Origin of the sequence: Roseobacter sp. (assembly GCF_045106495.1) — a bacterium.
Taxonomy (GTDB): Bacteria; Pseudomonadota; Alphaproteobacteria; order Rhodobacterales; family Rhodobacteraceae; genus Roseobacter.
This window is the reverse complement of the sequence record NZ_JBGCEQ010000010.1, coordinates 248550-272266: the sequence shown is the minus strand read 5'-3', so window position 1 is coordinate 272266 and position 23717 is coordinate 248550. Positions and strand designations below refer to the sequence as shown.

The following is a 23717-nucleotide window of genomic DNA, read 5'->3' as shown; positions in this document are numbered from 1 at the left end:
ATTACTCCGCTGCGATGGCTTTGGGCTTTGGGGTGGCGCCATGCTCATATTCTTCAAGAAAATCGAGAACTTGTTGGCGGTAAGTGTAGTAGTCAGGATGCTCCAACAAGGCCTTGCGAGTGCGCGGACGGGGCAGTTTTACATCCGTGATCTTCCCGATCGTGGCACGCGGCCCATTGGTCATCATGACAACGCGGTCCGCCAAAAGGATAGCCTCATCAACATCATGAGTGACGCAGATCGCCGTCACTTTTGTGCGCGACCAGACCTCCATCAACACTTCTTGCAGCTCCCAGCGGGTGAGGCTGTCAAGCATGCCAAAGGGCTCATCAAGCAAGAGCAGTTTGGGAGACAGGGCAAAGGCGCGCGCGATACCCACGCGTTGCTTCATACCGTTGGAGAGGCTGGCGGCGCCCTTGTCCATGCTGTCCGCCAGGCCGACACGTTCGAGGTAATACTCGATCACATCCTGCCGTTCCGCCTGGCTGGCTTTTGGGTAGACCTTATCAACCCCAATCGCGACATTTTCCTTGGCGGTCAGCCAGGGAAAGAGGTTGGGGGATTGGAAGACAACAGCGCGTTCGGGATCTGCGCCCTCCACGTTCCAACCGTCCAATCGGATTGCGCCTTTGGAGATCGGGTTCAACCCGGCTGCCATGGTCAACACCGTGGATTTTCCACAGCCGGAATGCCCGATCAGGGAGACGAACTCGCCTTTGTTGATCTTGAGATCGAAATCTTCGACGACGGTCAGGGGCCCTTTTGGGGTTGGGTAGACTTTGTGAAGTTGGGAGAAATTCAAAAACCGGTCTTCGATAGCGCCTTTTTGTACCTCGGCCACGGCTTTGGGAACCCCATGGATCGGAGTCACATTGGGCAGCGTTTTGCTTTCGGCCACTTTGGCTGCAATCCCCACATCCATCAAATATGTGGTCACATCACTGCGCAGCTTCTTGAACGTCGCATCATTGTTCATGCGGATGCGGTCGCGTGGACGCGGGATATTCACGTTGATGGGGGCCGCCAGGGTGCCGTCCGGGTTCAGTGGTACGATGCGATCGGCTAGAAGAATGGCTTCATCCACGTCATTTGTGATCAGGATGCAGGTCTTTTTGTCTTGCTCCCAGATGTCGAGGATTTCGTCTGCGAGATTGGCACGCGTCAATGCATCAAGTGCCGACAGCGGCTCATCCAGCAGTAGCATTTCGGGGTTCATGGCCAGAGCCCGCGCCACCGCCACCCGTTGTCGCATACCGCCAGACAGTTCCGCAGGGCGGCGGCTGATGGCATGTGAGAGGCCAACCATGCTTACGTAGTGGAGGATTTTCTGCTGTCTCTCCGCTTTGGTGAGTTTCGGAAAAACCGCGTCCACGGCCAGACCTACGTTCCCACCCACACTCAGCCATGGCATCAGTGAATAGCTTTGAAAGATCAGCCCGCGTTCCGGCCCCGGTTCGGTGATCGGCGCCCCCTTGAAGGTCAGTGACCCACTGTCGGGCGTTTCCAACCCGGCGATGAGGTTCATCAGGGTGGATTTTCCAGTTCCGGAAAAACCGAGGATGGCGACGAATTCGCCCTCTTTCACCTCGAGGTTTATGTTCTTGAGAACTTCCGCGCGGTGTGTTCCAACGCCGAAGCCCTTGTTCACGTGTTTGATGGAAAGAATGCTCATGCCACTCACCGGTTGGCCGAAAAGGTGAACATGGACTGCAAGGCATACATCACCCTGTCCAGTAAAAAGCCGATGATCCCGATGGTGAAAACAGCCACCATGATCTTGGCCAGAGATTGTGATGAACCGTTCTGAAACTCATCCCAGACGAATTTGCCGAGACCCGGGTTCTGTGCCAGCATCTCTGCTGCAATCAACACCATCCAACCGACACCCAACGACAAACGCAGACCAGTGAAAATCAAGGGCAAGGCGGAAGGCAGCACCAGTTTCGTGATCTTGGTCCAGGTGTTCATTTTGAGCACGCGGGACACGGAGATAAGGTCCTTGTCGATACTGCTTACGCCAAGTGCTGTATTGATCAGCGTTGGCCAAAGCGAACACAACGTGACGGTGATGGCCGAAATCAGGAAGGATTTTGAGAACATCCCATCATTGCTGGCATAGGCGGCAGACACCACCATGGTCACAATCGGCAACCAGGCCAGTGGGGAGACAGGTTTAAAAATTTGAATCAAAGGGTTCAGCGCAGCATTTGCTGTTTGCGATAAGCCGGCTGTGATGCCCAACGGAATGGCAATAAAGGAAGCGATGACAAAACCAAAGAACACGGTTTTGATCGAGGTCCATATTTGCTGATAATAGGTGGGCTTGCCCGTATATGTGCGCTGCTTGACCTTGTCCTCTTTACCCTCGGCGATCAGCTTTTCGTTGCGTGTTTCCTGACGCTCGTAGAAGGCGGCTTCTTTTTCGCGCTCGCGGATCGCGTCGTTGTGCAAATTGCCAACCTGCTCCCATACCTGGACTGGACCAGGCACAGCGCCTAGTGAAGTTTGCACTTTGGGTGCAAGCGTTCCCCATGCCACCAGAAAGATCAGAATGGCGAGAATGGGCACGCCCAGAAGACGCCAAATCTCGCTGAACTGAGCTTTGGGGTTGTCTCCCGCCACAGCCTTCAAGATGGGCGTCATCCACGACAATCCCAAGACCTGGAACCACCCGTCTGCTTTGTTGATGCGGGTGAAAAGTCTGGCGCGACGCGCTTCAGAACTCAACGTATCGGGGTCGGTAACGGACATATCAAGGATCCTGTGTTCGGAATGGAACGGAATTGGAAAAAATCCACCCCGCGCATCAAGGCGCCGGGTGGGACTATGCGTCAGCCTTGGATTTCGTTATCCACGACGATCTGTTGACCTTTCAGACCAATCGGCAGGCTTTCGAGGTAGGCGTTTGGCGCAGTGCCGTCATAAGGAATGCCGTCGATGATGTCTTCTGCAGGGGTCGGTGCTTTGAACCCGTCCGTATCCCATGGGAAGTCAGCTTCGTTGGCCATGCCCTCGTCGACAAGAAGCCGCGCTGCGGCAAGGTAAATGTCTGGGCGATAGACTTCCTTGGCGGTTTCGATGAACCACTCGTCGGATTTTGGTTCGGCAATCTGACCCCAACGGCGCATCTGGGTCAGGTACCAGATCGCATCGGAATAGTAGGGGTAGGTGGCGTTGTAACGAAAGAAGACATTGAAATCGGGAATTTCGCGCTTGTCGCCTTTTTCGAATTCGAACGTGCCGGTCATCGAGTTGGCAATCACGTCGTAGTCTGCACCGACATATTCAGAACGCGCCAATATTTCGACCGCTTCCGGTCGGTTGGCATTTTCGTTCTCGTCCAGCCATATCGCGGCCCGGATCAGTGCTTTGGTCACAGCCAGTGTGGTATTTGGATTTTCTTCGGCGAATTCATCCGTAATGCCAAAAACCTTTTCGGGGTTATTCTTCCATAATTGGTAATCCGTGATGACTGGGACGCCGATGCCTTTGAAGACCGCCTGCTGGTTCCAGGGCTCACCCACGCAATATCCGAAGATCGTTCCCGCCTCCATTGTCGCGGGCATTTGCGGCGGCGGTGTAACAGACAAAAACACGTCGGCACCGATCTGGCCTGATATATCCTGAGGCGAATAGTATCCGGGCTGCAGACCGCCTGCCGCCAACCAGTAACGGAGCTCATAGTTATGCGTGGAGACAGGGAAAACCATGCCCATATTGAACGGGATGCCTTGATCCTTGTAATCTTCAACCACGGGCGTCAACGCGCTGGCGCTGATCGGATGTTGGGGGCGACCATCGTCCATCAGCGGAATATTGGGTTTCATCTGCTCCCAAATTTCATTGGAAACGGTGATGCCGTTGCCGTTCAGATCCATGGAAAAGGGCGTAATGATATGTGCTTCGGTTCCATATCCGATCGTCGCGGCCAGCGGCTGGCCGGCAAGCATGTGCGCACCATCCAGCTGTCCGTCAATGACGCCATCCAAAAGGACTTTCCAATTGGCTTGTGCCTCCAAGGTCACAAAGAGCCCTTCATCCTCAAAATACCCCAACTCATAGGCAACCGCCAAAGGCGCCATGTCGGTGAGTTTGATAAAACCAAACGTCAGCTCATCCTTTTCCAGGTCGAGCATTTCGGCAGAGGCTGAAGTCGCAAGAATTGTTGTCGCCGTGAGAACGAAAGACAGGGGTTTCTTCATCGCTTTTTCCTTTGTCTGAGCTGGTCGAACCAGCAAAAATAAAAAAAACCGCCCGCGAAGTTCACGGGGGGAGGATTCCGTAAACCTAGCGAGCGGCTTTGCTCTTATAAAACCTGCGGCACCGACATTGGTGTGCAGAACAACGGGCATCTGTGCCCCTTGAAACCAGCGTGAAAAACTCACGCGCTTTGGACAAGAACTTTCTGCATTGCCGCATGAAATTTTGCGGCGATGCAGCGATTTGCCTTATTATTAATCGCTCTTTGAGCTTGAATCGAAGGTTTTGCCGTCAAAAAAGGCATCTGGTGCTAGAATCATATGTCCGCGTGACGAGGCAACAGCGGTGTCATACCGCATGGAACCTTCGACTTTTTCAGATGCGCCGGGCAAATCGGCACCGATTGGGCCAAGGTTTTGCCGGTAGAGGTCGGTTCGAAAACAGCGTTTGGCTCGGGCAATGCCTTCTGCATCTGCACCAAGTCTGGCCGCAATCCAGGAGGCTTGGCTGCGCCAGGGGAAGTGAGCAGCGTGTTCATGGAACACCAAAAACCGATCAATCTGGTGCGGCGGGGCGTTTTGGTGGGGCGTGATAAAGCCGGTCACCGCCGGATCGATGACTTCATGTGACAAGTTGAGGTGCTCACTGCGCCCCAATATCTCAATCGCGAGTGGTTTGTTCTTTTTGGCATCCAGCCAGCGTGCTGACTGATATATCGCGCGCATCAAATGCCGGACTTCGTCCGGGTTGTCAGCAATCCAAGTGTGGCGCGCCGCCAGCACTTTTTCTGGTGCAAACTCCCAGACATCCCGACCTGTCATCAAAATACGACCGACGCCACGCAGCATGCTGGCCGTGCCCCAGGGCTCTCCAACCCAGAACGCATCCACTTGTCCTGCCGCGACTGCATCCGCCATGCGCGGCGGCGGAACGGTGACGGTTTCAACCGCCAGGTCCGGTTGCGCCTCCGTCCAGTAGTCCAGCAAAAGTCTGTGCATAGAATAGGGAAAGGGCACGCCAATGCGCAGCCGACCATGGTTAAGGTCCGCCAATGCTTGGAGCAGAGCGCTGGCGTCTCCAAATGTCACATCACCAAGGGCGGCTGTGAGCGTGTCAGAAGCACCGAAGACCGTGCCATTGACCGACAGAACCATCAAGGTATCGATGTCCGCGCTCAGCCCTCCCATACCGAGTGACATTGCAATGGGCATGGGTGACAGCATCTGCGCCACGTCCAGGTGCCCCAGCGCCAGCATGTCGCGCAGCGCGGACCACGAAGGTTGTGCCACAAGATTTAGATCAAGTCCTTCTTCTGCGGCAAAGCCAAGTTCTTTGGCAATGATCAAAGGGGCGCAGTCGACAAGCGGCACATACCCGCAATTCAAAACAGTACCTGTCACGACAGCAAATCCGATGCAGTAACAAGGGCTTGGGCAACATCAATCACTTTGCGCCCTTGGTCCATCGCGGTTTTGCGCAAGAGCGAGTAGGCCGCATCCTCGGTCAAGCTGCGCCGTCGCATCAAAATGCCTTTGGCACGATCCAGAGTTTTGCGATCTTCCAGCGCCTGTTTGGCGGCGTCGAGTTCCGACTGCATTTGGCGCATGATCTGAAACCGTGCGATGGCCGTTTCGAGAACCGGCTTGATCCGGTTCATCTGCAGGCCATCGACGACATAGGCGCTGACGCCAGCGGCGAGCGCGGCTTGGGTCAGCTCTTCGTCGGTCTGATCCACAAACATTGCGACCGTGCGCGATTTGGTGTCTGACACGAGGCTGATGTGTTCCAGCGTGTCGCGATCGGGGTTTTCCATATCGATCAAAACGATGTCGGGTGCATGGGTCTTGATCGAGCGTTCCAGGCCAGAAATCTGAGCCAAAGCATGGACATCGCGCCAGCCGGCATCTGAGAGGGCGTCGATAATATCCTGCGCTTTCGCGGCATTAGCTTCGACGACAAGGATGCGCAGGTTTTTTGACATGAGGGCTGTTTATCCACGATCCGAGGGGAGAGAACATGGGGTTCATCGATGGCATCCGAAGGCAGTTGCGCGGATGCTCATTCCTTTGGCTTTCTGCCCTTGGGCGGTGGAAATTTGAGCAGTTGCTGTCTGGGGTGCGGGATGGGGCTCCGGGTCAGCACTGTGCTGAAGGAACCTTGATGTGTGAAAAATGGCTGTATGATTTGCGTATGACATCTGAGCACAGGTTGTGCACCGCTGATGTGATTTTGAGGTTTGGGGGTTTTGGGAGAGGGTGGGGGTGAGGCCCGTCCTGGAAACCTTCCGGGGGAAGGTTTCAGGGCCGAACGGGCGGAGCCCCGGACGTAGCGGCTGTCTTGTAAGACAGAAGTTAAGGGCCGCGCCCGACCTCGGGCCGGAGGCTGTCTTGCAAAAGGTCCGGTGGACCTTTTGAAGCCGGAGGGGGGCGTGAGCCTCGGGGGGCACGTAGTGCGCCCTCCCGAGGCGGGGCCTCGGGCTGGTGAGCCGCGAGCACATTGCGATCAATCTCAAATATTCAACTTCTGCAAGTCTTGCGCCATTTCTGGTACCTCGTCTGCAAAAAACAGATTGCAGGCCTCTATCACATATTTAGCTTCATCAAGTTCTTTAGACACAGAAAGCATTGTTCGTGCAATCGCATCCGAACACAGAGCCACGGTAACCGTTGCGCGAAAAGCAACTTCTTGAAGTATTTCATTTGAGGCACTTATACTCGGTTCAAGGTGACCTGAAAGCAGATTGTGTGCATGATACGAACCGTGCGAAATCTCCGAGGCGAAGTCGAAGTTCATTCCTTCCACTCCCTGGAATCCAATAGCTGCATGTGGCGAAACGTCCTTTATCCTGCGTATCATTTCATCTCGTGACGCATCGAAACATGGCCTAGCCCGTTTGCCTTTTTTTGGAGCGAATATTTCAATTGCGCGCTTTACAGTCGGGTTGTTTCGGTCCAACCGCGTCGAACTTTGAATTAGACCAACAGCCCGGCCAAGTTCGAAGTGTTCGGTTTGGGAAGCGAAAGCTCTGTAAACGGAATAGTATTCGGCTCTTTGGGCACTTTCGTCGCCGTCGGCCAAAACAAAGCAGGCTTGCAAACTGCTTTCATAGAAAGTTCTAGCAAGCGGTAACGCATCCTTACTGCAGATCGATAGCTGCTCGACCAACTTTGAGATATTTGCGCCAGTCGTACTAGCGGAAAGAACTAGCGCTGTTGAAACTCTTAGTTGGTCATTGGTGATGGTATCACTATCTTTTCCGAGCATCATGAACTTCACGTTCATTCGGTTGAGTAACCAGATTATCGAGTCGCGATACTCGCTTCGCGTGTTATTTGTTTCGTTCGAGAACTCTTCAAATGTGACTTTCCTCAAACATCCAACTCCTCCACAAACTTCGCGTTCTCCTGAATATACTGATAGCGCAGTTCCGGCTTCTTCCCCATCAACCGCTCGACCAGATCGCCGGTCTCTCCGGGCATGTCTTCATCAATCGAAACGCGGATCAATTTGCGCGTCGCCGGGTCCATGGTGGTTTCTTTCAAATCCTTGGCGTCCATTTCCCCCAGACCCTTGAAGCGGGAGACGTCGATCTTGCCTTTGCCGCCGAGACCTTTTTCCAACCAGGCGTCTTTCTCGGCCTCGTCCAGACAGTAGACCCGTTTGGGCCCTTGGGTCAGGCGGAAGAGCGGTGGGCAGGCGAGGTACAAGTGGCCCGCGTCAATGAGCGGGCGCATCTGGGTAAAGAAGAAGGTCATCAACAGGGCGGCGATATGGGCGCCGTCCACATCGGCGTCGGTCATGATAATGATCTTGTCATAGCGCAGATCGTCGAGGTTGAAACGCGTGCCCATGCCACAGCCCAGAGCTTCGCAAAGGTCGGAGATTTCGGCGTTGGTGCCGAGTTTTGACGAGGCCGCGCCCAGCACGTTGAGGATTTTGCCCTTGAGTGGCAACAGCGCTTGGGTGTTGCGGTTGCGCGCGCCCTTGCCGGAACCGCCCGCAGAATCGCCCTCGACGATGAACAGCTCAGTGCCTTCGCGGGTTTTGGAGGTGCAATCGGTGAGTTTGCCGGGCAGGCGCAGTTTCTTGGTGGCGGATTTGCGCGCGGTTTCCTTTTCCTGACGGCGGCGCAGGCGTTCTTCGGCGCGCAGGACCAGAAAATCGAGGATGGCGCCTGCGGATTTCGTATCGGCGGCCAGCCAGTTGTCAAAGTGGTCGCGCACAGCGCCTTCGGTCATTTTCGCGGCAGCTTCGGTGGAGAGGCGGTCCTTGGTCTGGCCGACAAAGGCTGGTTCGGCGATGAAGCAGGAGACCAGCGCGCAGCCGCCCGATGTCAGGTCTTCGCGGGTGGTCTGGGCGGCTTTCTTGGTGTTGGACAATTCGCCGTAGGCCTTGATGCCTTTGAGGATGGCGGCCCAGAAACCGGCGACGTGAGTGCCGCCTTCGGGGGTGGGCACGGTGTTGCAGTAGGACTGGATGTAGCCATCGCGCGAGGGCGTCCAGTTGATCGCCCATTCGACCTTGCCGGGTTGGCCGAATTTCTCCTTGAAATCGACAGTCCCGGCAAAGGGTTTGTCGGCGTAGGTGGTGGCCTTGCCGAGGGTTTCGTTGAGGTAGTCTGACAGGCCGCCGGGGAAGTGGAAGGTGGCCTCTTGCGGGGTTTCGCCATCGTCGATGTGTGATTTCCAGCGGATTTCGACGCCGGAGAAGAGGTAGGCCTTGGAGCGGATGGATTTGAAGAGCCGTGCCGGTTTGAAACGATGCGAGCCAAAGATTTCGGCATCGGCGTGGAAGGTGACGGTGGTGCCGCGGCGGTTCTGGGTGGGGCCGAGTTTTTCGATCGGGCCCAGCGGCAGACCGCGTGAGAAGCGTTGTTCAAAGAGTTCCTTGTTGCGCGCCACCTGCACGACCATCGAATCCGAGAGCGCGTTGACGACGGAAGCGCCGACCCCATGCAGGCCGCCGGAGGTTTCATAGGCCTTGCCCGAAAACTTGCCGCCCGCGTGCAGGGTGCAGAGGATCACTTCCAAGGCGGATTTATCGGGGAATTTGGGGTGCGGGTCGATCGGGATGCCGCGGCCATTGTCGCGGATGGTGACGGCAAAATCATCGTGCAATTCCACCTCGATCCGATTGGCGTGGCCTGCGACGGCTTCGTCCATGGAGTTGTCCAGCACTTCGGCGACCAAGTGATGCAAGGCACGTTCGTCAGTGCCGCCGATGTACATGCCGGGGCGTTTGCGCACCGGTTCCAGCCCTTCGAGAACCTCGATGGAGGAGGCGTCATAGATGGGGGTATCGGTGTTGGACAGCAGGTCGTTGGGCATTGTGCTCGCACCTCTTTTATTTTGATTGGCGCAACTATGGCAGAGCAGGCAAGGCGGGGGAAGGGTTCAGAGCTTGTCTGCGCCGCTTTCCTGTTGCGTATGCTCGGGGTTTCACTGAGGGCGAAACCTGTGACGCTGGTCAGGACACATAATGTGGGTCAGGACGATCTCTTATGGGCGGGCGACCGGCAGCAGCTTTACGCGGGTCATTCGCCTTTGAGCAGGGTCTCAAAACGCAACCCCTTGGCGGTGCGCACCGGGAAACCGGTCCAGTAGGTATGGTCTTCTGTCGGTTTGCCGTCTTCATCCAAGGCCAGAATGCCGTTCTCAGCTACAGCGATCAGATCCAAGTATTTGCCTTTTTCTTTGTCGTTCTTCAGGTGCAGATCCAAAAAGGCGGTGGCGAAGTGTTGTGCGATGTTATTCATGCGCGTGGTGTCCCAGACGGGATCTGCGTAATGCTCAAACGGGATGAATTCCAGCTCGTCCACGGGCTGCCAAGCCTCTTTCGGAGCGGGGATCGGGGCGGCTGCGTTGTGATTGGCATGCTCAAAGGTGAGCAAATGGCGGTCGGCGCCGCCAGCCTCTTCGAAGATTGTGCGGATGGTATCATACACCGAAACATCATCCGCACCCCCGGCCATGAGCAGCGTGGGCACGCGCAGACCGGCCAGACTATTAGCGTCCCAGAAACCGGCGTTTCGCCCCCAAGGTCCAATTGCGATGATCGCCTTGACGCGTGGATCCACCAGCGCTTCGTGACTTTCGGAGCCGGCGAGATGCTCTGACAACAAGCCAGAAGGTGTCCCCCAACTGAACTCGGTGGATGATTGCGTCACGCCGGCGCCGCCAAACACCAAGGCACCGTAACCGCCAAGCGAATATCCGATGACACCCACGGCATCGGTGTTGATGATCGCCCCCAGCGGACCGTCAAGCGTTGCCATTTGTTCCAGCACGAACTTTTGATCCAGCGGGCGATTGTACAAGGTCGATCCAAAAATATCCTGATCCGAATATGTGCTGTCGGTGTGATCGATCGATACCGTCACATAGCCCTTGGAAGCCAGATTTTCGCCCAAATGGGACATCAGATATCGATTGCCCGGATAGCCATGGCTGATGATGATCAAGGGAAATTTTTCGCCTGCGGCTGGTGCGGCGTCCCGCGCAGCGCGACCGGTCAGGGTCACTTCGGTTTTACCGTCCCGCAGAAAGGCGCGGTACTCGCCACCTGATTCGGTGCCCTGGACAGCGGGATACCAGACTTCTGCGGTCAGCGGCCGGTCGTATTCGGGCAGGGAATCGTCATCGGCATTCACGATGTCGACCTGATTTGTATGAACCAATTCAAGTGTTTGCACACCGATCGGAAAAACCCCATAGACTGCAAGCTCAGGCGCATCTGGGCGAATGAGGTCGATTGGGTTCGCAAGAGCCGGAGCCGCCACGAGGACTGTGAGGGCTGCTAGGGATCGTCTGGTCTTCATCTTCGGCTCCAAGGCGTATTCTGTCGGCATGAATCCGCGCACAGAGTGACAGGAATTCGCAACCATTCAACCACTTGAAACGTGTATTTTGTGTCTGCAGGCGTTTTTTCTGGCCTTGTTTGTTACATTTCGGACCAATTGGAAACCAGGACGGCGTTGCAGGCGGCCATACGGGTACGAAAGACAGAACAAACACCAAAAAATCATGTGGTCGGTTTTTTGTCCTGTGCACCCTGTCTGGACGCATCGGAACCGCACGGCTAATGCGGTGTCAGGGTCACAAGAAGTCTTTCAACACCGATGCGCGAAGCGTAAGGCAGTCATATGCACAAAGTTATGACATATCCTGAGCATGTCCGCGCGATCATGACGCTGGGATTGCCGCTGATCGGGGGCCATATCGCCCAGACGGCGATCGGCGTGACGGATACTGTCATGCTGGGCTGGTACGGTGTCGAGGCACTGGCAGCCGTCACGTTGGGATCGACCTTTTACTTTGTGCTTTTTATTTTTGGCTCCGGTTTTGCCTGGGCAGTCATGCCCATGGTGGCGTCATTTCATGCGGAAGAAGACGAAACCAGCCTGCGCCGCGCCACCCGCATGGGGCTTTGGCTCAGCACTGGTTTTGCGATGCTGGCGCTGCCGGTCATGGTGTGGTCCGAACCGGTGTTGCGCGCCTTGGGTCAGAGCGAGATGCTGGCGGCAAACGCAGGTGCTTATTTGCGTGTGGCTGGTTTTGCTATTCTGCCCGCGCTTTTGGTGATGGTGATCAAATCCTACCTCGCCGCCCTGGAGCGCACGCAGGTTGTGCTCTGGATCACGGTATTCAGTGCGGTGGTCAACGGGGTCGCCAACTACGCGTTTATTTTCGGCAACTGGGGCGCGCCGGAACTCGGCATTACGGGTGCTGCGATTGCGACCTTGAGCACGAATGTTTGCGCGCTGATTGGCATCGTCGCCTATGCGCATTTTGCGCTGCCACAGCATACACTGTTTCAAAGGCTGTGGCGCGCTGATTGGAAAATGCTGGCGCAGGTCTTTCGGCTGGGGTGGCCCATCAGTCTGACAGGGCTCAGCGAAGTTGGGCTTTTTGCCGCCTCTGCCATGATGATGGGTTGGCTGGGCACCGTTCCACTCGCGGCACATGGCATTGCCCTGCAACTCGCCTCCATTACATTCATGGTGCATATGGGGCTCAGCAATGCGGCAACCATCCGCGCAGGCAACGCCTATGGACGCCATGATCCTTGGCATATGCAAAAAGGGGCGCTGGTGGTTTTGGTGCTTTCCTTATCGGTGGCCGCCATTACGGTTGTGCTTTTCCTTTTGTTTCCTGATCTTTTGATCTCTCTCTTCATCCAAAAAGAAGAGGTTGAAAGAGACGCGATCCTGACCATCGGCGCGGGTCTTTTGGCGATGGCCGCACTCTTCCAGCTTTTGGATGGGGCGCAAGTGATCGCGCTTGGTCTGCTGCGCGGCATTCAGGACACTCGCGTGCCAATGATCTGCGCAGCGCTGAGTTACTGGATCGTTGGTGTACCCTGTTCCTACATCTTTGGGTTTGTGTTGGGCTTCGACGGTATTGGTGTCTGGATGGGTCTTGTCATCGGGCTGGGGCTGGCGGGCGTGCTGCTGTCGCTGCGTTTCTGGCGGTATAGGCTGCCTGAGCTCAAAGCCTCTGGCGCCTAGGAGGCTGCTTGTTTCGACGCATGCTGTGATTTAGCGTGTGACATGTGCAGCAGGGGGAGCGCCATGTTCAAAGATCGCTATGGCAACGGGCTGACGACGGCGTCTCGAAGTGCCGCAGAGCACTATCAGACCGCGTTGGATCGGCTGTTGGCAGGCCAGCCTCAGATGGACGTGGGCTTTCTGGCGGCAATTGACGTAGACCCGGGGTTTGCGGCGGCCTATGCAGGGCTTTCCCGCGCCCGGCAGACCGTGGGAGACATGGCCGGGGCGCAATCGGCCATTGCCAAGGCGCAGACATTGACGACGGGCGTCAACGAGCGGGAAGCTTCGCAGATCCATATGTTGGCGCTGATGATGCGGGGCCAAGGTGCTGCGGCCTTACAGGCGGTTTATGATCATATGGATCGGTTTCCGCGCGACGCGGTTGTGGCGCAGACGAGTTCTTCGATTTACGGGTTGATCGGTTTTTCCGGGCAGCCGGGCCGTGAAGCGCAAGCGCTGGCCTTTTTGTCGCGTTTGGCGCCGCATTACGGCGACGACTGGTGGTTTGCCAGTCAATACGCCTTTGCGCTCTGCGAAACCGGGCAATTGAAAGAGGCCGGCAAGGTGATCGATGCATCGCTGAGCCGCAATCCGGGAAATGCCCATGGCGCGCATGTCCGCAGCCACGTGTTGTACGAAGAGGGAGAAGTGGCGAACGGGATTGCCTATTTGAAAAGCTGGCTGCAAGGCTACGGCAAGGAGGGTGTCATGCATGGCCACCTGAGCTGGCATCAGGCGCTTTGGACGCTGCAGATCGGTGATGTCGATGGCATGTGGTCCTTGTTGGATGATGCGGTGACGCCGGATGCGGCCATTGGCGGTGCCCCGCTGAGCGTGCTTGTGGACACCGCGTCGCTTTTGCACCGCGCGGAGCTGGCGGGTGTTGATGTGCCCGCAGAACGGTGGGCCGCGATCAGTGCCTTCGCCTCAGCGGCCTTTCCAAAAACTGGCAATGCGTTTGTCGACATGCATGCCGCCGTTGCGCATGCGATGGCCGGGGACAATGCGGCTTTGTCACGTATCGTGACGGCTCCGGCGGGGCCTGCGGCGGATCTCGTACCCAGCATCGCTTTGGGTTTTCAAGACATGGCGCAGGGCAACTGGCGCAGTGCGGCGACACATTTGCGGGCAGCGATGGCGGATACGGCGCGGATTGGCGGCAGCCGGGCGCAGCGCGATCTGGTGGAGCACAGCCTGTTGGCTTGCCTGATGCGACAAGGTCGCAAAGCCGAAGCCGGGGAATTGGCAGCTCTTAGGCGACCCGTGATAGCAGATGGGTACGTGGCATAGATAAAGCATATCCAATAGCTCGGGAAATGGGACGCAGGCGCACCCGCTCTCTTCGATGCGCCTGGTAACAGCTTGCCGCATCTTGTTTTTTTCGCAGCATTATTTGACGAAACCTGCTGGAAGCGTCTCTTAGGCACGATGGCTGAATTCTGAGCAACCCATCCGATGGTAAATCGCCTGTACATCCTACCCGGCCACGCTCTGGTGGTAGAGCGTTCATCGCCATACTATGGGCTATACGGAGATGCGTTGCAGGGTTGTACTGGCACGTTAATCAGTAATGTTGTGCGGGTCGGCTACTTGGGGCTCCAGCTTTGCAAATGGAGCAGGATCTTCGCCAAAACCTGACGCACCCCTTCTGCTTTCGTATCATCGTAGCGCCAGACGTCGGGTTCGTTGACCAGATAGGTCGATTGCGCCAATTCCATTTGCAGGGCGTGCACACCGGATTTCGGCCGTCCGTGATGGCGCGTCGTCCAGCCGCCTTTGGACCGTCCGTTTACTTCGCTGGTGTAGGCGGGATCATTCAAGCAAATGCCTGCGACCTGCGCGGTCAGTTTGTGATCGCATGAGGCCCCCATAAATGTCCCGATGCTCAGATCAGGAAGCGCGTTTTCAAACTGCTCTGGGGTCGTGGACTTGGAGGAAAGACAATCAAATAGGATGGCAAATCCGTATCTGGCTCTGACCCGTGCAATCTGCGCCGTAAGAGCTGCGTGATAGGGGGCATGAAAGGCGGCGCGCCAGGTTGCCATTTCTGCTTTGCTGGGGGGCTGATCCCAGAGCTCTTCACCTTTGAAGTTGGTGAGCGGCACCAGCCCGGTTGTGATATGACCGGGATAAAGGCTTCGACCGGTGGGGTCACGGTTGGCGTCACAAACGTAGCGGTGAAAATCCGCCCGGACGTAAGTCGCGTCATCGACGATATCCAGATAGAGCTGATCAATATGCCAATCGGTGTCGGCCAGTTTCTGCCCGGTCTCATTCAGCCGCTGAAAGACAGGGCGATTTATCTTGGTACTTGAATACGGAAAAGCCAGGATCAGCGGGCTGGCGCCGGCAATCATATCAACGGGCATGGCGCGCAGATCCTTTTCAAAGCGTTGGTAGAGCCATCACCTCTAGCAAGAATTCGGTGGCTATCATAGTCGCCCCAACCCGTAATTCATGGATGGGCTCGCCGGTGGACGCATTGATCGCCTTCGCGCCAACCTGCGATGATCTTGTCAACGGAGCGGCTGGTTTGGCAGGCGTCCAACGCAGTTTTTTGAATGTCGCGCGCCTCTTTTAGGGGCTGGCGTTCGATTTGGCTTTCGCCCTGAAAACAATGCCGTCCGAAGCATTCATGGGCATCACCGCGTTTTCACTGGGTGCCGATGATCCATAAAGCCTGAGTGCAAGTGCCTCGTTTGCTGATAGTGCCGCGCTTCAATTGTAACCTTCGGATCAACGGGCCGATGTCTCAGGAGCGCAGGTTGTCGGGTGCGGGGAAAGTGACCTTCGATGGCAGTACGCCGGATCTGATCGGGTTCCGCTGGCGCTGGCTTTGAAAGCTTCGTCGGTTGCCGGGATTGTTGAACCAGAAACCGTCGCATGCTGCGACGTTCGCCTTGCGATAGTCGTGCGCAGCAATGCGGCGGCCTGTTCCCGGGTCCAGATCGCAGTCCGCGCCGTCAGATCTCTTTCTTGTCGTTGACGATGTTCATCTGCGCCACGCCGCTTTGGCCCAGATCAACGGAAGAAAACGGCCCGCCGTGACACATCTGTCCCGGATCGGTGACGTCCACCGGACCGGCTTCGGCCAACAGCTCCGCGGCAAAGGTTTCTGCGTTGTCCTTGGGGCGATAGCCGAGGAATGATGATTTGGCATTGTCCACCGGTGCACGGTCGTTATTGGACACCCCATAGACAATGCCAAAACCAACAGAGGGTGTGTCGATGGCACGGGTGACCAGCTGGATCAGATCATCGTAGCTCAGCCACGACCCCAGGGCGCGGGTGTTTGTGACTTGCGCACAGGACAAGATGCGCAGATGGACCGATTCCAACCCGCGTTTGTCCCAATACATACGGCCAAGATCTTCGGTAAAACATTTGGCCAGCCCGTAGAAAGTGTCTGGGCGGTGCTCGGCGTCGATGCCGATAAAATCAGATTTCAGATGCATGCCAACAGCGTGAATGGAGGAGGCGTAGACGATGCGTTTCACGCCCGCTTGGTACCCGGCTTCCCAGATGTTGTAGGAGCCCACGAAATTAGGGCCCAGCAATTCCTCAAAGGGTTTTTCGTCAACGATGGCGCCGAAATGGATCACCATATCCGCGCCCTCAAGAACCGGCGCAATCTGTGCCATATCGGCAAGATCGGCTTTGATGTAGCTTTCGCCATCATAAAGCGTGCCGATGTCGTCGGCGATGTCCGTGCTGACCAGCGTGTCACACATTTCCGCCAGCGGCTCGCGCAAGTACGAGCCAAGACGTCCTGCTGCCCCTGTTAAAACCAGTTTCATAAGTGTCCTTCCCGCCGTGTTAGATCACAGCTTTTTCCAAGAATTTCTCGCCTCTAAGCACGCGGTCCACGTAAAACGGCGTGAGGTCCAGCGAGCGGTATTCGCCGTAAGCGATCCGTTCAGCCATGCCCCGCCCCAAGGCCGGAGACTGTTGCAACCCATGTCCTGAAAAGCCGTTCAGGAACATGAAGTTGCTGACCTCGGGGTGCGGCCCGACAATCGCATTCTGATCGAGCGTGTTATAGTCGTAATGTCCAACCCACATGTTGATCAGCTTGATCTTTTCGAACTGCGGTATGCGTGTCGCGATCACGGGCCAGAATTTGTTTTCCCAGAGCCCGTGATCGGCGTTGAAATCCGCCAGACCAACGGCGGGATCCTCATCTGGTGGCCCGCCTGCCAGGTAGTACCGCCCATCGGTACGCATGTGCACACCGGACGGATCAATGGTCAGCGGCAGATCGCGATCAAGCGGGTGGGCGGCATCAAAGATGTAGGTGTAGCGTTTGCGTGGCTCGATGGGGATGTCGAGACCGGCCATTTGCGCGGTCAAGGCCCCGCGGGTGCCGGATGCATTCACGACCGTGCCACAGGTGATATCGTCCCCTGACCTCAGCGTCACACCGGTGATCTGGTTGCCGGAGCGGGCTATGGCGATCACTTCATCAGCGACATATTCCGCACCGTTTTTGCGCGCCATGCGTTTGAACCAGTCGAACATGGTGCCACCGTCAAAGTAACCCTCGTCCTTGAGGTTGTGGTTGGCCCCGATGATGTCGTCCAGCATGTAGAAAGGATAATCGGCTGCGATATCCTTTGCGGTCATGAATTTTGTGCCGGCCCCGAGCTCCGCCTGCACTTCCTGGCTTTCGCGCAGCGTTTCGGCAAATTCGGGTGTGTCGGCCATATACATATAGCCATAGCTTTGCAGGGTGAGCGGTGGAACCTCTGGATCATTGCCCATAAAGGACTGAAAGTTCTTGATAAACTCTGCGCCAAATTGCGAAACGCTGACGTTGATCTTGTTGGAAAATTGTTGGCGGATGCAGCTGTTTGTGTGGCTGGTACCGGCAAATTCATACGTCGGATCTTTCTCGACCACCAAAACGCGGCCATCAAATCCAGCCATCTGGGTTAACCACCAAGCGACACTGGATCCGTAGATTGCCCCGCCGACAATGACGACATCATATGATTTGTGTTGTTGCGCCACAAAGCCCCCTTTTTCCTGCGTTACTTCTGGACCACGGGTGACGGGGTGGCGTCAAGCTTTGTCACGCAGCGAGGTGCGATTGGCGCGTCGAAGGCGTTGTACCAAGGTGCAGCGAAGGTTTTCGCACCCGATCGCAGGGCCGGTCAGGCCATCCCGTGCCCGGATCACCAAAACCAAGGGGCATATGCCGGATTTCACAAAATTTCCCAATGAATTAGCCTGTCTGCGCCAAAGCGCGGGCTTCTTGCGCCATCAGGTTGATCACATCGTTCCAACGGCCAGTGTCGCGTGGGTTTGACGCATTGCCGTCAAGCCCGCGCCGCAGCACCCCTTGCAGAATGGCAAGCAGGCGGAAAAAGGAAAAAACAACGTAGAAATCCCAATTGTCCGGAGTGTCGATCCCGCGTCGGGCGCAATAGGCAGCAACATAGCTTGCCTCATCCGGCAGGCCGTTTGCGGTGTGGTCGATGCCGCCCAGCCCTCGAAAATGACCTTCATGCGGCAGGCGCCAGTGCATGCATTGATAGGCCAGATCGGCCAGCGGATGACCCAAGGTACTGAGCTCCCAATCGAGCAGGGCGATGACCTCTTCCCGGTCCGGCGCAAAGATCATGTTGTCGATGCGATAATCGCCATGCACGATGCTGGCAGCTCCATCATCGGCGACCATCCTGTCGCCAAGCCAGTCGATCAACCAATCCACATCCGGGCGCGGGTCGGTCGCCGTATCACGGTATTGGCCGGACCAGCGCGCCAGCTGGCGGGCAAAGTAGTTGCCGGGTTTGCCGAAATCGCCCAGCCCAACCGCTTGCGGTTCAACATCATGCAGCGCAGCGAGCACGGCGTTCATCGCGTCGTAGGCGCGCGTGCGCGCGGGTTTTTCCAGCTCCGGCAAAGCCGGGTCCCAGAAAATGCGACCTTCGACGTGTTGCATGACCATGAATTGCGTGCCCAGAGGCGTATCATCCCCGGAGAGATGGTAAACCTGTGGCACCGGAACGCGGGACCCGGAGAGGGCTTTCATGACCTTGTATTCACGGTCCACGGCATGTGCGGATTTCAGCAGTTTTCCCGGTGGTTTGGCGCGCAGCACATAAGAGTGCGCGCCGCTGGTGACCCGGTATGTCGGATTGGACTGCCCGTCAGAGAATTTGTCAAAGCCATCCAGCCTGCCAAAACCCGCTATATGCTGCGCCAGATAGGTTTCAAGCTTGGCCGGGTCGTAGGTGTGCATCGCAAAAACCCTCCTGAGCCATGGACATCTCACCGTGATCTAAGCAACTCTGCGCGGGCGGGGAAAGCCCCGATTGACATATGAGAGAGACGCGGGCGATGGACATGAACTTTGGAATGCGATCCGAAAACCGTGCGCTTCTGGGTCGGGTGACGGCCATGATCCGCGACGAGGTGACGCCGATGGAGGCTGAATACCATGCGGAAATCGGCAAGGGAGATCGGTGGCAATACACCACGCGGCAGGCAGAGATACTTGAAGGATTGAAGGCCAAAGCCAAGGCGGCGGGCTTGTGGAATTTCTGGCTGACGGAGTCGGAGAAAGGCATCGGTCTCAGCACGGTCGAATATGCCTATTTTGCCGAAGAGATGGGGAAAACGCCGCTGGGCGCGGAGGTTTTCAACTGTTCCGCGCCAGATACCGGGAACATGGAAGTCTTCGAGCGTTATGGCACACAGTCCATGAAAGACACCTGGCTGGCACGGTTGCTGGAGGGGGAGATCAGGTCTGCTTATCTCATGACGGAACCAGATGTGGCCTCGTCGGATGCTACGAATGTGCGCCTTTCCTGTGTGCGGGACGGCGACGATTACGTGCTCAACGGCGAGAAATGGTGGGCCTCGGGTGCCGGGGATCCGCGCTGTGCCGTCTATATCGTGATGGTGAAAACCGGCGGAGATGATCTGCCCAAGCATAACCGTCAGTCGATGATCGTGGTGGACGCCAGCACGCCGGGTATTGAAGTGCTGCGCCCGATGCAGGTTTATGGCCATGACGACGCGCCGCACGGGCACATGCACATCAGGTTCGCCGATGTCCGGGTGCCGGCAGAGAACCTGTTGCTGGGTGAGGGACGCGGGTTTGAGATCGCGCAGGGGCGTTTGGGACCGGGACGTATTCACCACTGTATGCGGGCCATCGGGCAGGCCGAAGCGGCTCTGGAGATCATGTGCAAACGCAGTCTTGCGCGTGAAGCTTTTGGCAAACCGCTGGCGCAGTTGGGCGCAAATTACGACATCATCGCCGAGGCGCGGATGGACATCGAGCAGGCGCGCTTACTGTGCCTGAAAGCGGCCTGGATGATGGATCAGGGCGATAAACGCGCAGCGGCCCCTTGGATTTCCAAGATCAAGGTCGTCGCGCCGCTGGTAGCCCTTAAGGTCATTGACGACGCGGTGCAGATGCATGGCGCTCAAGGCATCAGCCAGGACACGCCGCTGGCGCATGCATGGACCCACGTGCGCACGCTGCGGCTTGCCGATGGCCCAGATGCGGTACACCGCCGTCAGGTCGCAAGGGCAGAATTGCGCAAGCATACGCAGGAGAAGGTCTGATGTCTGTGGCAAGGTCCTGCGTGGCAGGTGGTGCTGTCGCATAGGGCAGACACGTGCAACAGCCATTGCTCTGGGCCGTGAAAATATCGAATATATTCAATGTTATTGGTGTGTTGTGTTGGTATTTGGCGGTTTTAAAGTGTTCTTGCGACGCGCGGCCTGGCAAAGCATGCCGCTGTTGCATCTTCAGGGTCGTTTTTTGAATTGAGCAATACGCATTTCTCTCGCAAGATGGCCGCATGCGCGCCCCTTTGATCGACAACCTTCAATACGCCAATTTCTCGCCCTGTATCTTTGAGCAGATGCGCGCGGGCGGTGTGGATGCGGTGCATGTGACGATCGCATATCATGAAACGTTTCGCGAAATGGTGTTGAACCTGGAGCGGTGGAACAGGTGGTTCGAAGACCACGCCAATCTGATTTTCAAAGCAACAACCGGGGCCGATGTGGTCCGGGCGCAAGAGACCGGACGCACGGCGATTTTTTTCGGGTTCCAGAACCCCAGCCCGATCGAGGATGACATCGGTTTGGTGGAGATTTGCCACCAACTGGGCATTCGCTTCATGCAGCTGACCTACAACAACCAGTCGCTGCTTGCCACGGGCTGTTACGAGGCCGAGGACACCGGACTGACGCGTATGGGCAAGCAGGTCGTGGCAGAGATGAACCGGGTCGGTATGGTGGTCGATATGTCCCATTCCGCGGAGCGCTCCACGCTGGAGGCTATTGAACACTCGACCCGGCCCATTGCCATCACCCATGCCAATCCGCACTGGTGGCATGCGGCGCTGCGCAACAAATCGGATCGGGTGTTGTCTGCTTTGACCGGGGCGGGCGGCATGCTGGGGTTTTCGATGTATCCGCATCATCTTGCGGGCGGCGGGGCCTGCACCCTTGAGGGTTTTTCCGCCATGATTGCCGAGGCGGCTGACCGCTATGGCGCACAGCATCTGGGGTTGGGGTCGGATCTGTGCCAGGACCAGCCTAACAGTGTGGTGGAGTGGATGCGGGTCGGGCGCTGGTCCAAGGTGATCGACTATGGGGAAGGGTCTGAATCGCACGCAGGGTTTCCACCGATGCCGGACTGGTTTGCCGACAATCGCGATTTTGGCAATATTCGCAATGGGTTGTTGGCGCAAGGGATGCCCGCGCAGGATGTCGACGGGATCATGGGCGGCAATTGGCAGCGGTTTTATGACACCAGTTTTGGTGCCGCATGAAGGATTTCATATCCCCCCCGCAAGCACCGTTACGCCCGCCCGCTCAGGTCATGCGCCTGTCGCGCATGGGCGCCATGTTCCCCACAAGGTTGTCGTTTTTGCGCACGCTGACCCGTTTTCTGGCGACGGAAAAGGCGCAGGTCCAACGGCAGAGCTGGGAGATCTGTGCCAATGGCTTTGGCCACGCGGTCTATTCTGTGGATCTGGGTGGTTATACCTATTCTCTGGTCGCGGTCTCCACCGAACTGGCGCCGGAGGATCGCACGGACCGTGTCATCGCGACGGCCTGGGACACGGCCTATGTGCTTTACGATGGTGTGCCGAGCCACGATGAGATTGTACGGATTTGCCAGACAGCGCCCAAACAGGAAGCCGCGCGCTTCACCGAGCGGGATCTGGTGCTGAGCCGGGCGAATAAATCATTGCGGCTGTTTTCCCATGTGGTCGATTGCCTTCGGGCCGGACAGCAGCCCGACGCGGCGATGGTGCGTGACATTGGTTATCTGATGCGCACCACGGCCGTCTATGGAAATGGCAAGTTCGGGATCGCGGATCGCGGTGTCATTGACACCCGCCCGGGGATGAGTGGCCCGTTCATGGCGGAGATGCTGACCGTTTGGTTGATCCGGCATTTCACCCATGATCTGGTTGAACATGTCGGGCAGGGACGGTTGGACCGGAATTTGAAACGGCATCTGGGCATTGGCAATTCGACAGGATTGGGGATGGCGCCTTTTCTGGTCAACCATCCGGTTTTGCTGAACAATTGGATGCTTGTGCGGGAAACAGCGCTGGCGCGTGTGCGGGCCGTGCGCGCGTTGGACGCGGCGCAAACGGATCGTCTGATGCAACTGGCGCACCGTGCCGCACAGCATCTGAGCGAGTGGCATGTACCGGACGCGACCCATCAGGCGCGGATAGACCGGCTGTGCGCGGATTGGGCGCGGGTCCTGGCTTGGCTGACGCCGGACAATACAAGCGCAGATTTCGCGATTGAATCCTTGCTGGGGTGGTCAGAGACCCAGTCGGAAGATCTGCAGGAGCTTCTCGTCTCTTTGGTCATCGAGCTTTTTCCGGAGCTTGTCGACGGATTGACCGAATGTATGGCCGACCCGTTGCAGGCGGGGCCTGCCCCCTTACCGGACACAGAGGCCTTGCGCGTGGTGCTGGAGGCGGATTTCGACTGGGCGCTGGATGTGAATTACCTAGCACCGGAACAGTGCAGGCAGTTCTGGTATGTCAGTGCAGCCAAACAAGAACCCCGCTTGGGCAACCGGTTCGAGGAAGCGGGAGCGGATCTGGAAAGCCCACTGGATATTGCGCGGCGCATCAAATCATTGCATGCCGATCTGCCCGCCGCCTCAATGGATGTGTGTTCGTTTTTGCACCAGCATCCTGACCATATGCTGGCAGTCACCCGGGTGTGTTTGGCCAATCAGCACCCTTATGCCGAAATTCGCGATAACCTGATCGCGGAGACCTGCCTGCCGATTGACATGCTGCGGTGCAAGCTCTCGTTTTTCGGTGCGTCGAAATTTGACCCGAAATCGGACCGCTGGACCCGGATCACCCTCTGCCAGGGCGCGCCGCTTGCGGATGAGCTGGATACCGGCGCAGACGATTGGTGGTTGCCGGTCTTTGGGCAATGAGCTGGTCACAGGCCGAAATCAGCGCTTTGGCGACCAAGGCAGCACGTGGCGCGGGGGCACCTCCGGAGCAGGCGGTCCGATTTGGTCAGGCGGCGGCGGCTCATCTGGCGCAGGGGCGTGCGGCGTCAGAGATTGATCAAGCCTTGCGCGCGTTGCCCGAAGGCCCGATCCTGCGGTTTGGACGGGACATCGACCGTGTGAAGATGGCCGCGCTGGCGATAGCGGACACCTGCGTTGATGTGCGTGTCGATGACTGCGCGGCGCTTTTCGACAGTTACTTGAGCGCCTTACCGTTTGAGGTGAAGACCACGGCCATTGAACCAGATCACACCCGCGTTGTAACGGGTAATGATCGGGGCGCAGCTTGCAAACCCGTTGGGCGGATATCGGGATGCGACAGGTTGATCGCGCGGATGTCCGATTTGGCCGCGCGCACATTTGTCCCTGAAAGCGATGCCTCACGGCGGGCGGGTGCAGGCGCCGGTCTTACCGACAACGACTAAGTGCCGAGCAGTTGAGTTC

18 protein-coding genes are annotated in these 23717 nt (G+C 57.2%); 6 read left to right on the top strand and 12 right to left on the bottom strand.

The window, feature by feature from the left end:
* Nucleotide 1: 1 nt before the first annotated feature.
* The 8 genes from AB8B75_RS08290 to AB8B75_RS08255 form a co-directional block, all read right to left on the bottom strand.
* Nucleotides 2–1672 carry an ABC transporter ATP-binding protein gene (locus AB8B75_RS08290; protein ID WP_405361341.1) on the bottom strand — a complete coding sequence of 557 codons (1671 nt, stop codon included), beginning with the start codon at nt 1670–1672 and terminating at the stop codon, nt 2–4.
* Between the two features lie 5 nt (nt 1673–1677).
* Nucleotides 1678–2751, bottom strand: coding sequence for an ABC transporter permease (locus tag AB8B75_RS08285; RefSeq protein ID WP_405361340.1), 1074 nt, complete (start codon nt 2749–2751; stop codon nt 1678–1680).
* 80 nt (nt 2752–2831) lie between these two features.
* Nucleotides 2832–4202 carry a CmpA/NrtA family ABC transporter substrate-binding protein gene (locus AB8B75_RS08280; RefSeq protein ID WP_405361338.1) on the bottom strand — a complete coding sequence of 457 codons (1371 nt, stop codon included), beginning with the start codon at nt 4200–4202 and terminating at the stop codon, nt 2832–2834.
* Nucleotides 4203–4454: 252 nt separating this feature from the next.
* Nucleotides 4455–5600, bottom strand: a complete 1146-nt coding sequence (locus AB8B75_RS08275) for a CmpA/NrtA family ABC transporter substrate-binding protein (RefSeq protein WP_405361336.1) — start codon at nt 5598–5600, stop codon at nt 4455–4457.
* A complete protein-coding gene (locus tag AB8B75_RS08270; RefSeq protein WP_405361334.1) occupies nt 5597–6181 on the bottom strand; it encodes an ANTAR domain-containing response regulator in 585 nt (194 codons plus the stop codon). Before AB8B75_RS08270 ends, AB8B75_RS08275 begins: the two co-directional genes overlap by 4 nt.
* 527 nt (nt 6182–6708) lie before the next feature.
* Nucleotides 6709–7482 carry a hypothetical protein gene (locus AB8B75_RS08265; protein WP_405361333.1) on the bottom strand — a complete coding sequence of 258 codons (774 nt, stop codon included), beginning with the start codon at nt 7480–7482 and terminating at the stop codon, nt 6709–6711.
* A gap of 86 nt (nt 7483–7568) precedes the next feature.
* On the bottom strand, nt 7569–9527 hold the full coding sequence (parE, locus tag AB8B75_RS08260) for a DNA topoisomerase IV subunit B (RefSeq protein WP_405361332.1): 1959 nt from the start codon (nt 9525–9527) through the stop codon (nt 7569–7571).
* Nucleotides 9528–9733: 206 nt separating this feature from the next.
* Nucleotides 9734–11017 carry an alpha/beta hydrolase family protein gene (locus tag AB8B75_RS08255; RefSeq protein WP_405361331.1) on the bottom strand — a complete coding sequence of 428 codons (1284 nt, stop codon included), beginning with the start codon at nt 11015–11017 and terminating at the stop codon, nt 9734–9736.
* Nucleotides 11018–11353: 336 nt separating this feature from the next.
* Here AB8B75_RS08255 and AB8B75_RS08250 point away from each other — a divergent pair, with 336 nt between their 5' ends.
* Both AB8B75_RS08250 and AB8B75_RS08245 read left to right on the top strand, forming a co-directional pair.
* Nucleotides 11354–12706, top strand: a complete 1353-nt coding sequence (locus AB8B75_RS08250; RefSeq protein WP_405361329.1) for an MATE family efflux transporter — start codon at nt 11354–11356, stop codon at nt 12704–12706.
* Between the two features lie 63 nt (nt 12707–12769).
* Nucleotides 12770–14038 (top strand): tetratricopeptide repeat protein, encoded by a 1269-nt coding sequence (locus AB8B75_RS08245; RefSeq protein WP_405361328.1) that lies wholly within the window; start codon nt 12770–12772, stop codon nt 14036–14038.
* A 296-nt stretch (nt 14039–14334) separates the two neighbouring features.
* On the opposite strand, the gene AB8B75_RS08240 is transcribed toward AB8B75_RS08245, so the two are convergent.
* The 4 genes from AB8B75_RS08240 to AB8B75_RS08225 all read right to left on the bottom strand — a co-directional run bounded on the left by AB8B75_RS08240 (nt 14335) and on the right by AB8B75_RS08225 (nt 18992).
* Nucleotides 14335–15117 carry an N-formylglutamate amidohydrolase gene (locus AB8B75_RS08240; RefSeq protein WP_405361327.1) on the bottom strand — a complete coding sequence of 261 codons (783 nt, stop codon included), beginning with the start codon at nt 15115–15117 and terminating at the stop codon, nt 14335–14337.
* A 594-nt stretch (nt 15118–15711) separates the two neighbouring features.
* Entirely contained in the window at nt 15712–16545 is an 834-nt protein-coding gene (locus tag AB8B75_RS08235; protein ID WP_405361326.1) for an NAD-dependent epimerase/dehydratase family protein, read from the bottom strand.
* Between the two features lie 19 nt (nt 16546–16564).
* The gene (locus AB8B75_RS08230) at nt 16565–17758 is read right to left on the bottom strand and encodes an NAD(P)/FAD-dependent oxidoreductase (RefSeq protein WP_405361324.1); all 1194 of its coding nucleotides are present in this window, start codon (nt 17756–17758) and stop codon (nt 16565–16567) included.
* Between the two features lie 214 nt (nt 17759–17972).
* On the bottom strand, nt 17973–18992 hold the full coding sequence (locus tag AB8B75_RS08225) for a phosphotransferase family protein (RefSeq protein ID WP_405361323.1): 1020 nt from the start codon (nt 18990–18992) through the stop codon (nt 17973–17975).
* Nucleotides 18993–19090: 98 nt separating this feature from the next.
* On the opposite strand from AB8B75_RS08225, the gene AB8B75_RS08220 reads away from it, so the two are divergent.
* From AB8B75_RS08220 to AB8B75_RS08205, 4 genes are all read left to right on the top strand, one after another.
* A complete protein-coding gene (locus tag AB8B75_RS08220) occupies nt 19091–20326 on the top strand; it encodes an acyl-CoA dehydrogenase family protein (protein WP_405361401.1) in 1236 nt (411 codons plus the stop codon).
* A gap of 239 nt (nt 20327–20565) precedes the next feature.
* Entirely contained in the window at nt 20566–21546 is a 981-nt protein-coding gene (locus AB8B75_RS08215) for a membrane dipeptidase (protein WP_405361322.1), read from the top strand.
* Nucleotides 21543–23195 carry a hypothetical protein gene (locus tag AB8B75_RS08210; RefSeq protein WP_405361321.1) on the top strand — a complete coding sequence of 551 codons (1653 nt, stop codon included), beginning with the start codon at nt 21543–21545 and terminating at the stop codon, nt 23193–23195. Before AB8B75_RS08215 ends, AB8B75_RS08210 begins: the two co-directional genes overlap by 4 nt.
* Nucleotides 23192–23698 carry a hypothetical protein gene (locus AB8B75_RS08205; protein ID WP_405361320.1) on the top strand — a complete coding sequence of 169 codons (507 nt, stop codon included), beginning with the start codon at nt 23192–23194 and terminating at the stop codon, nt 23696–23698. Before AB8B75_RS08210 ends, AB8B75_RS08205 begins: the two co-directional genes overlap by 4 nt.
* Nucleotides 23699–23717: the final 19 nt, after the last annotated feature.

What these genes read in the sequence shown, in the direction of transcription:
- AB8B75_RS08290 (WP_405361341.1), bottom strand. Translation starts at nt 1,672, where the DNA reads ATGAGCATTCTTTCCATCAAACACGTGAACAAGGGCTTCGGCGTTGGA.
- AB8B75_RS08285 (WP_405361340.1), bottom strand. Translation starts at nt 2,751, where the DNA reads ATGTCCGTTACCGACCCCGATACGTTGAGTTCTGAAGCGCGTCGCGCC.
- AB8B75_RS08280 (WP_405361338.1), bottom strand. Translation starts at nt 4,202, where the DNA reads ATGAAGAAACCCCTGTCTTTCGTTCTCACGGCGACAACAATTCTTGCG.
- AB8B75_RS08270 (WP_405361334.1), bottom strand. Translation starts at nt 6,181, where the DNA reads ATGTCAAAAAACCTGCGCATCCTTGTCGTCGAAGCTAATGCCGCGAAA.
- AB8B75_RS08265 (WP_405361333.1), bottom strand. Translation starts at nt 7,482, where the DNA reads ATGAACGTGAAGTTCATGATGCTCGGAAAAGATAGTGATACCATCACC.
- parE (WP_405361332.1), bottom strand. Translation starts at nt 9,527, where the DNA reads ATGCCCAACGACCTGCTGTCCAACACCGATACCCCCATCTATGACGCC.
- AB8B75_RS08255 (WP_405361331.1), bottom strand. Translation starts at nt 11,017, where the DNA reads ATGAAGACCAGACGATCCCTAGCAGCCCTCACAGTCCTCGTGGCGGCT.
- AB8B75_RS08250 (WP_405361329.1), top strand. Translation starts at nt 11,354, where the DNA reads ATGACATATCCTGAGCATGTCCGCGCGATCATGACGCTGGGATTGCCG.
- AB8B75_RS08245 (WP_405361328.1), top strand. Translation starts at nt 12,770, where the DNA reads ATGTTCAAAGATCGCTATGGCAACGGGCTGACGACGGCGTCTCGAAGT.
- AB8B75_RS08240 (WP_405361327.1), bottom strand. Translation starts at nt 15,117, where the DNA reads ATGCCCGTTGATATGATTGCCGGCGCCAGCCCGCTGATCCTGGCTTTT.
- AB8B75_RS08235 (WP_405361326.1), bottom strand. Translation starts at nt 16,545, where the DNA reads ATGAAACTGGTTTTAACAGGGGCAGCAGGACGTCTTGGCTCGTACTTG.
- AB8B75_RS08225 (WP_405361323.1), bottom strand. Translation starts at nt 18,992, where the DNA reads ATGCACACCTACGACCCGGCCAAGCTTGAAACCTATCTGGCGCAGCAT.
- AB8B75_RS08220 (WP_405361401.1), top strand. Translation starts at nt 19,091, where the DNA reads ATGGACATGAACTTTGGAATGCGATCCGAAAACCGTGCGCTTCTGGGT.
- AB8B75_RS08215 (WP_405361322.1), top strand. Translation starts at nt 20,566, where the DNA reads ATGCGCGCCCCTTTGATCGACAACCTTCAATACGCCAATTTCTCGCCC.
- AB8B75_RS08210 (WP_405361321.1), top strand. Translation starts at nt 21,543, where the DNA reads ATGAAGGATTTCATATCCCCCCCGCAAGCACCGTTACGCCCGCCCGCT.
- AB8B75_RS08205 (WP_405361320.1), top strand. Translation starts at nt 23,192, where the DNA reads ATGAGCTGGTCACAGGCCGAAATCAGCGCTTTGGCGACCAAGGCAGCA.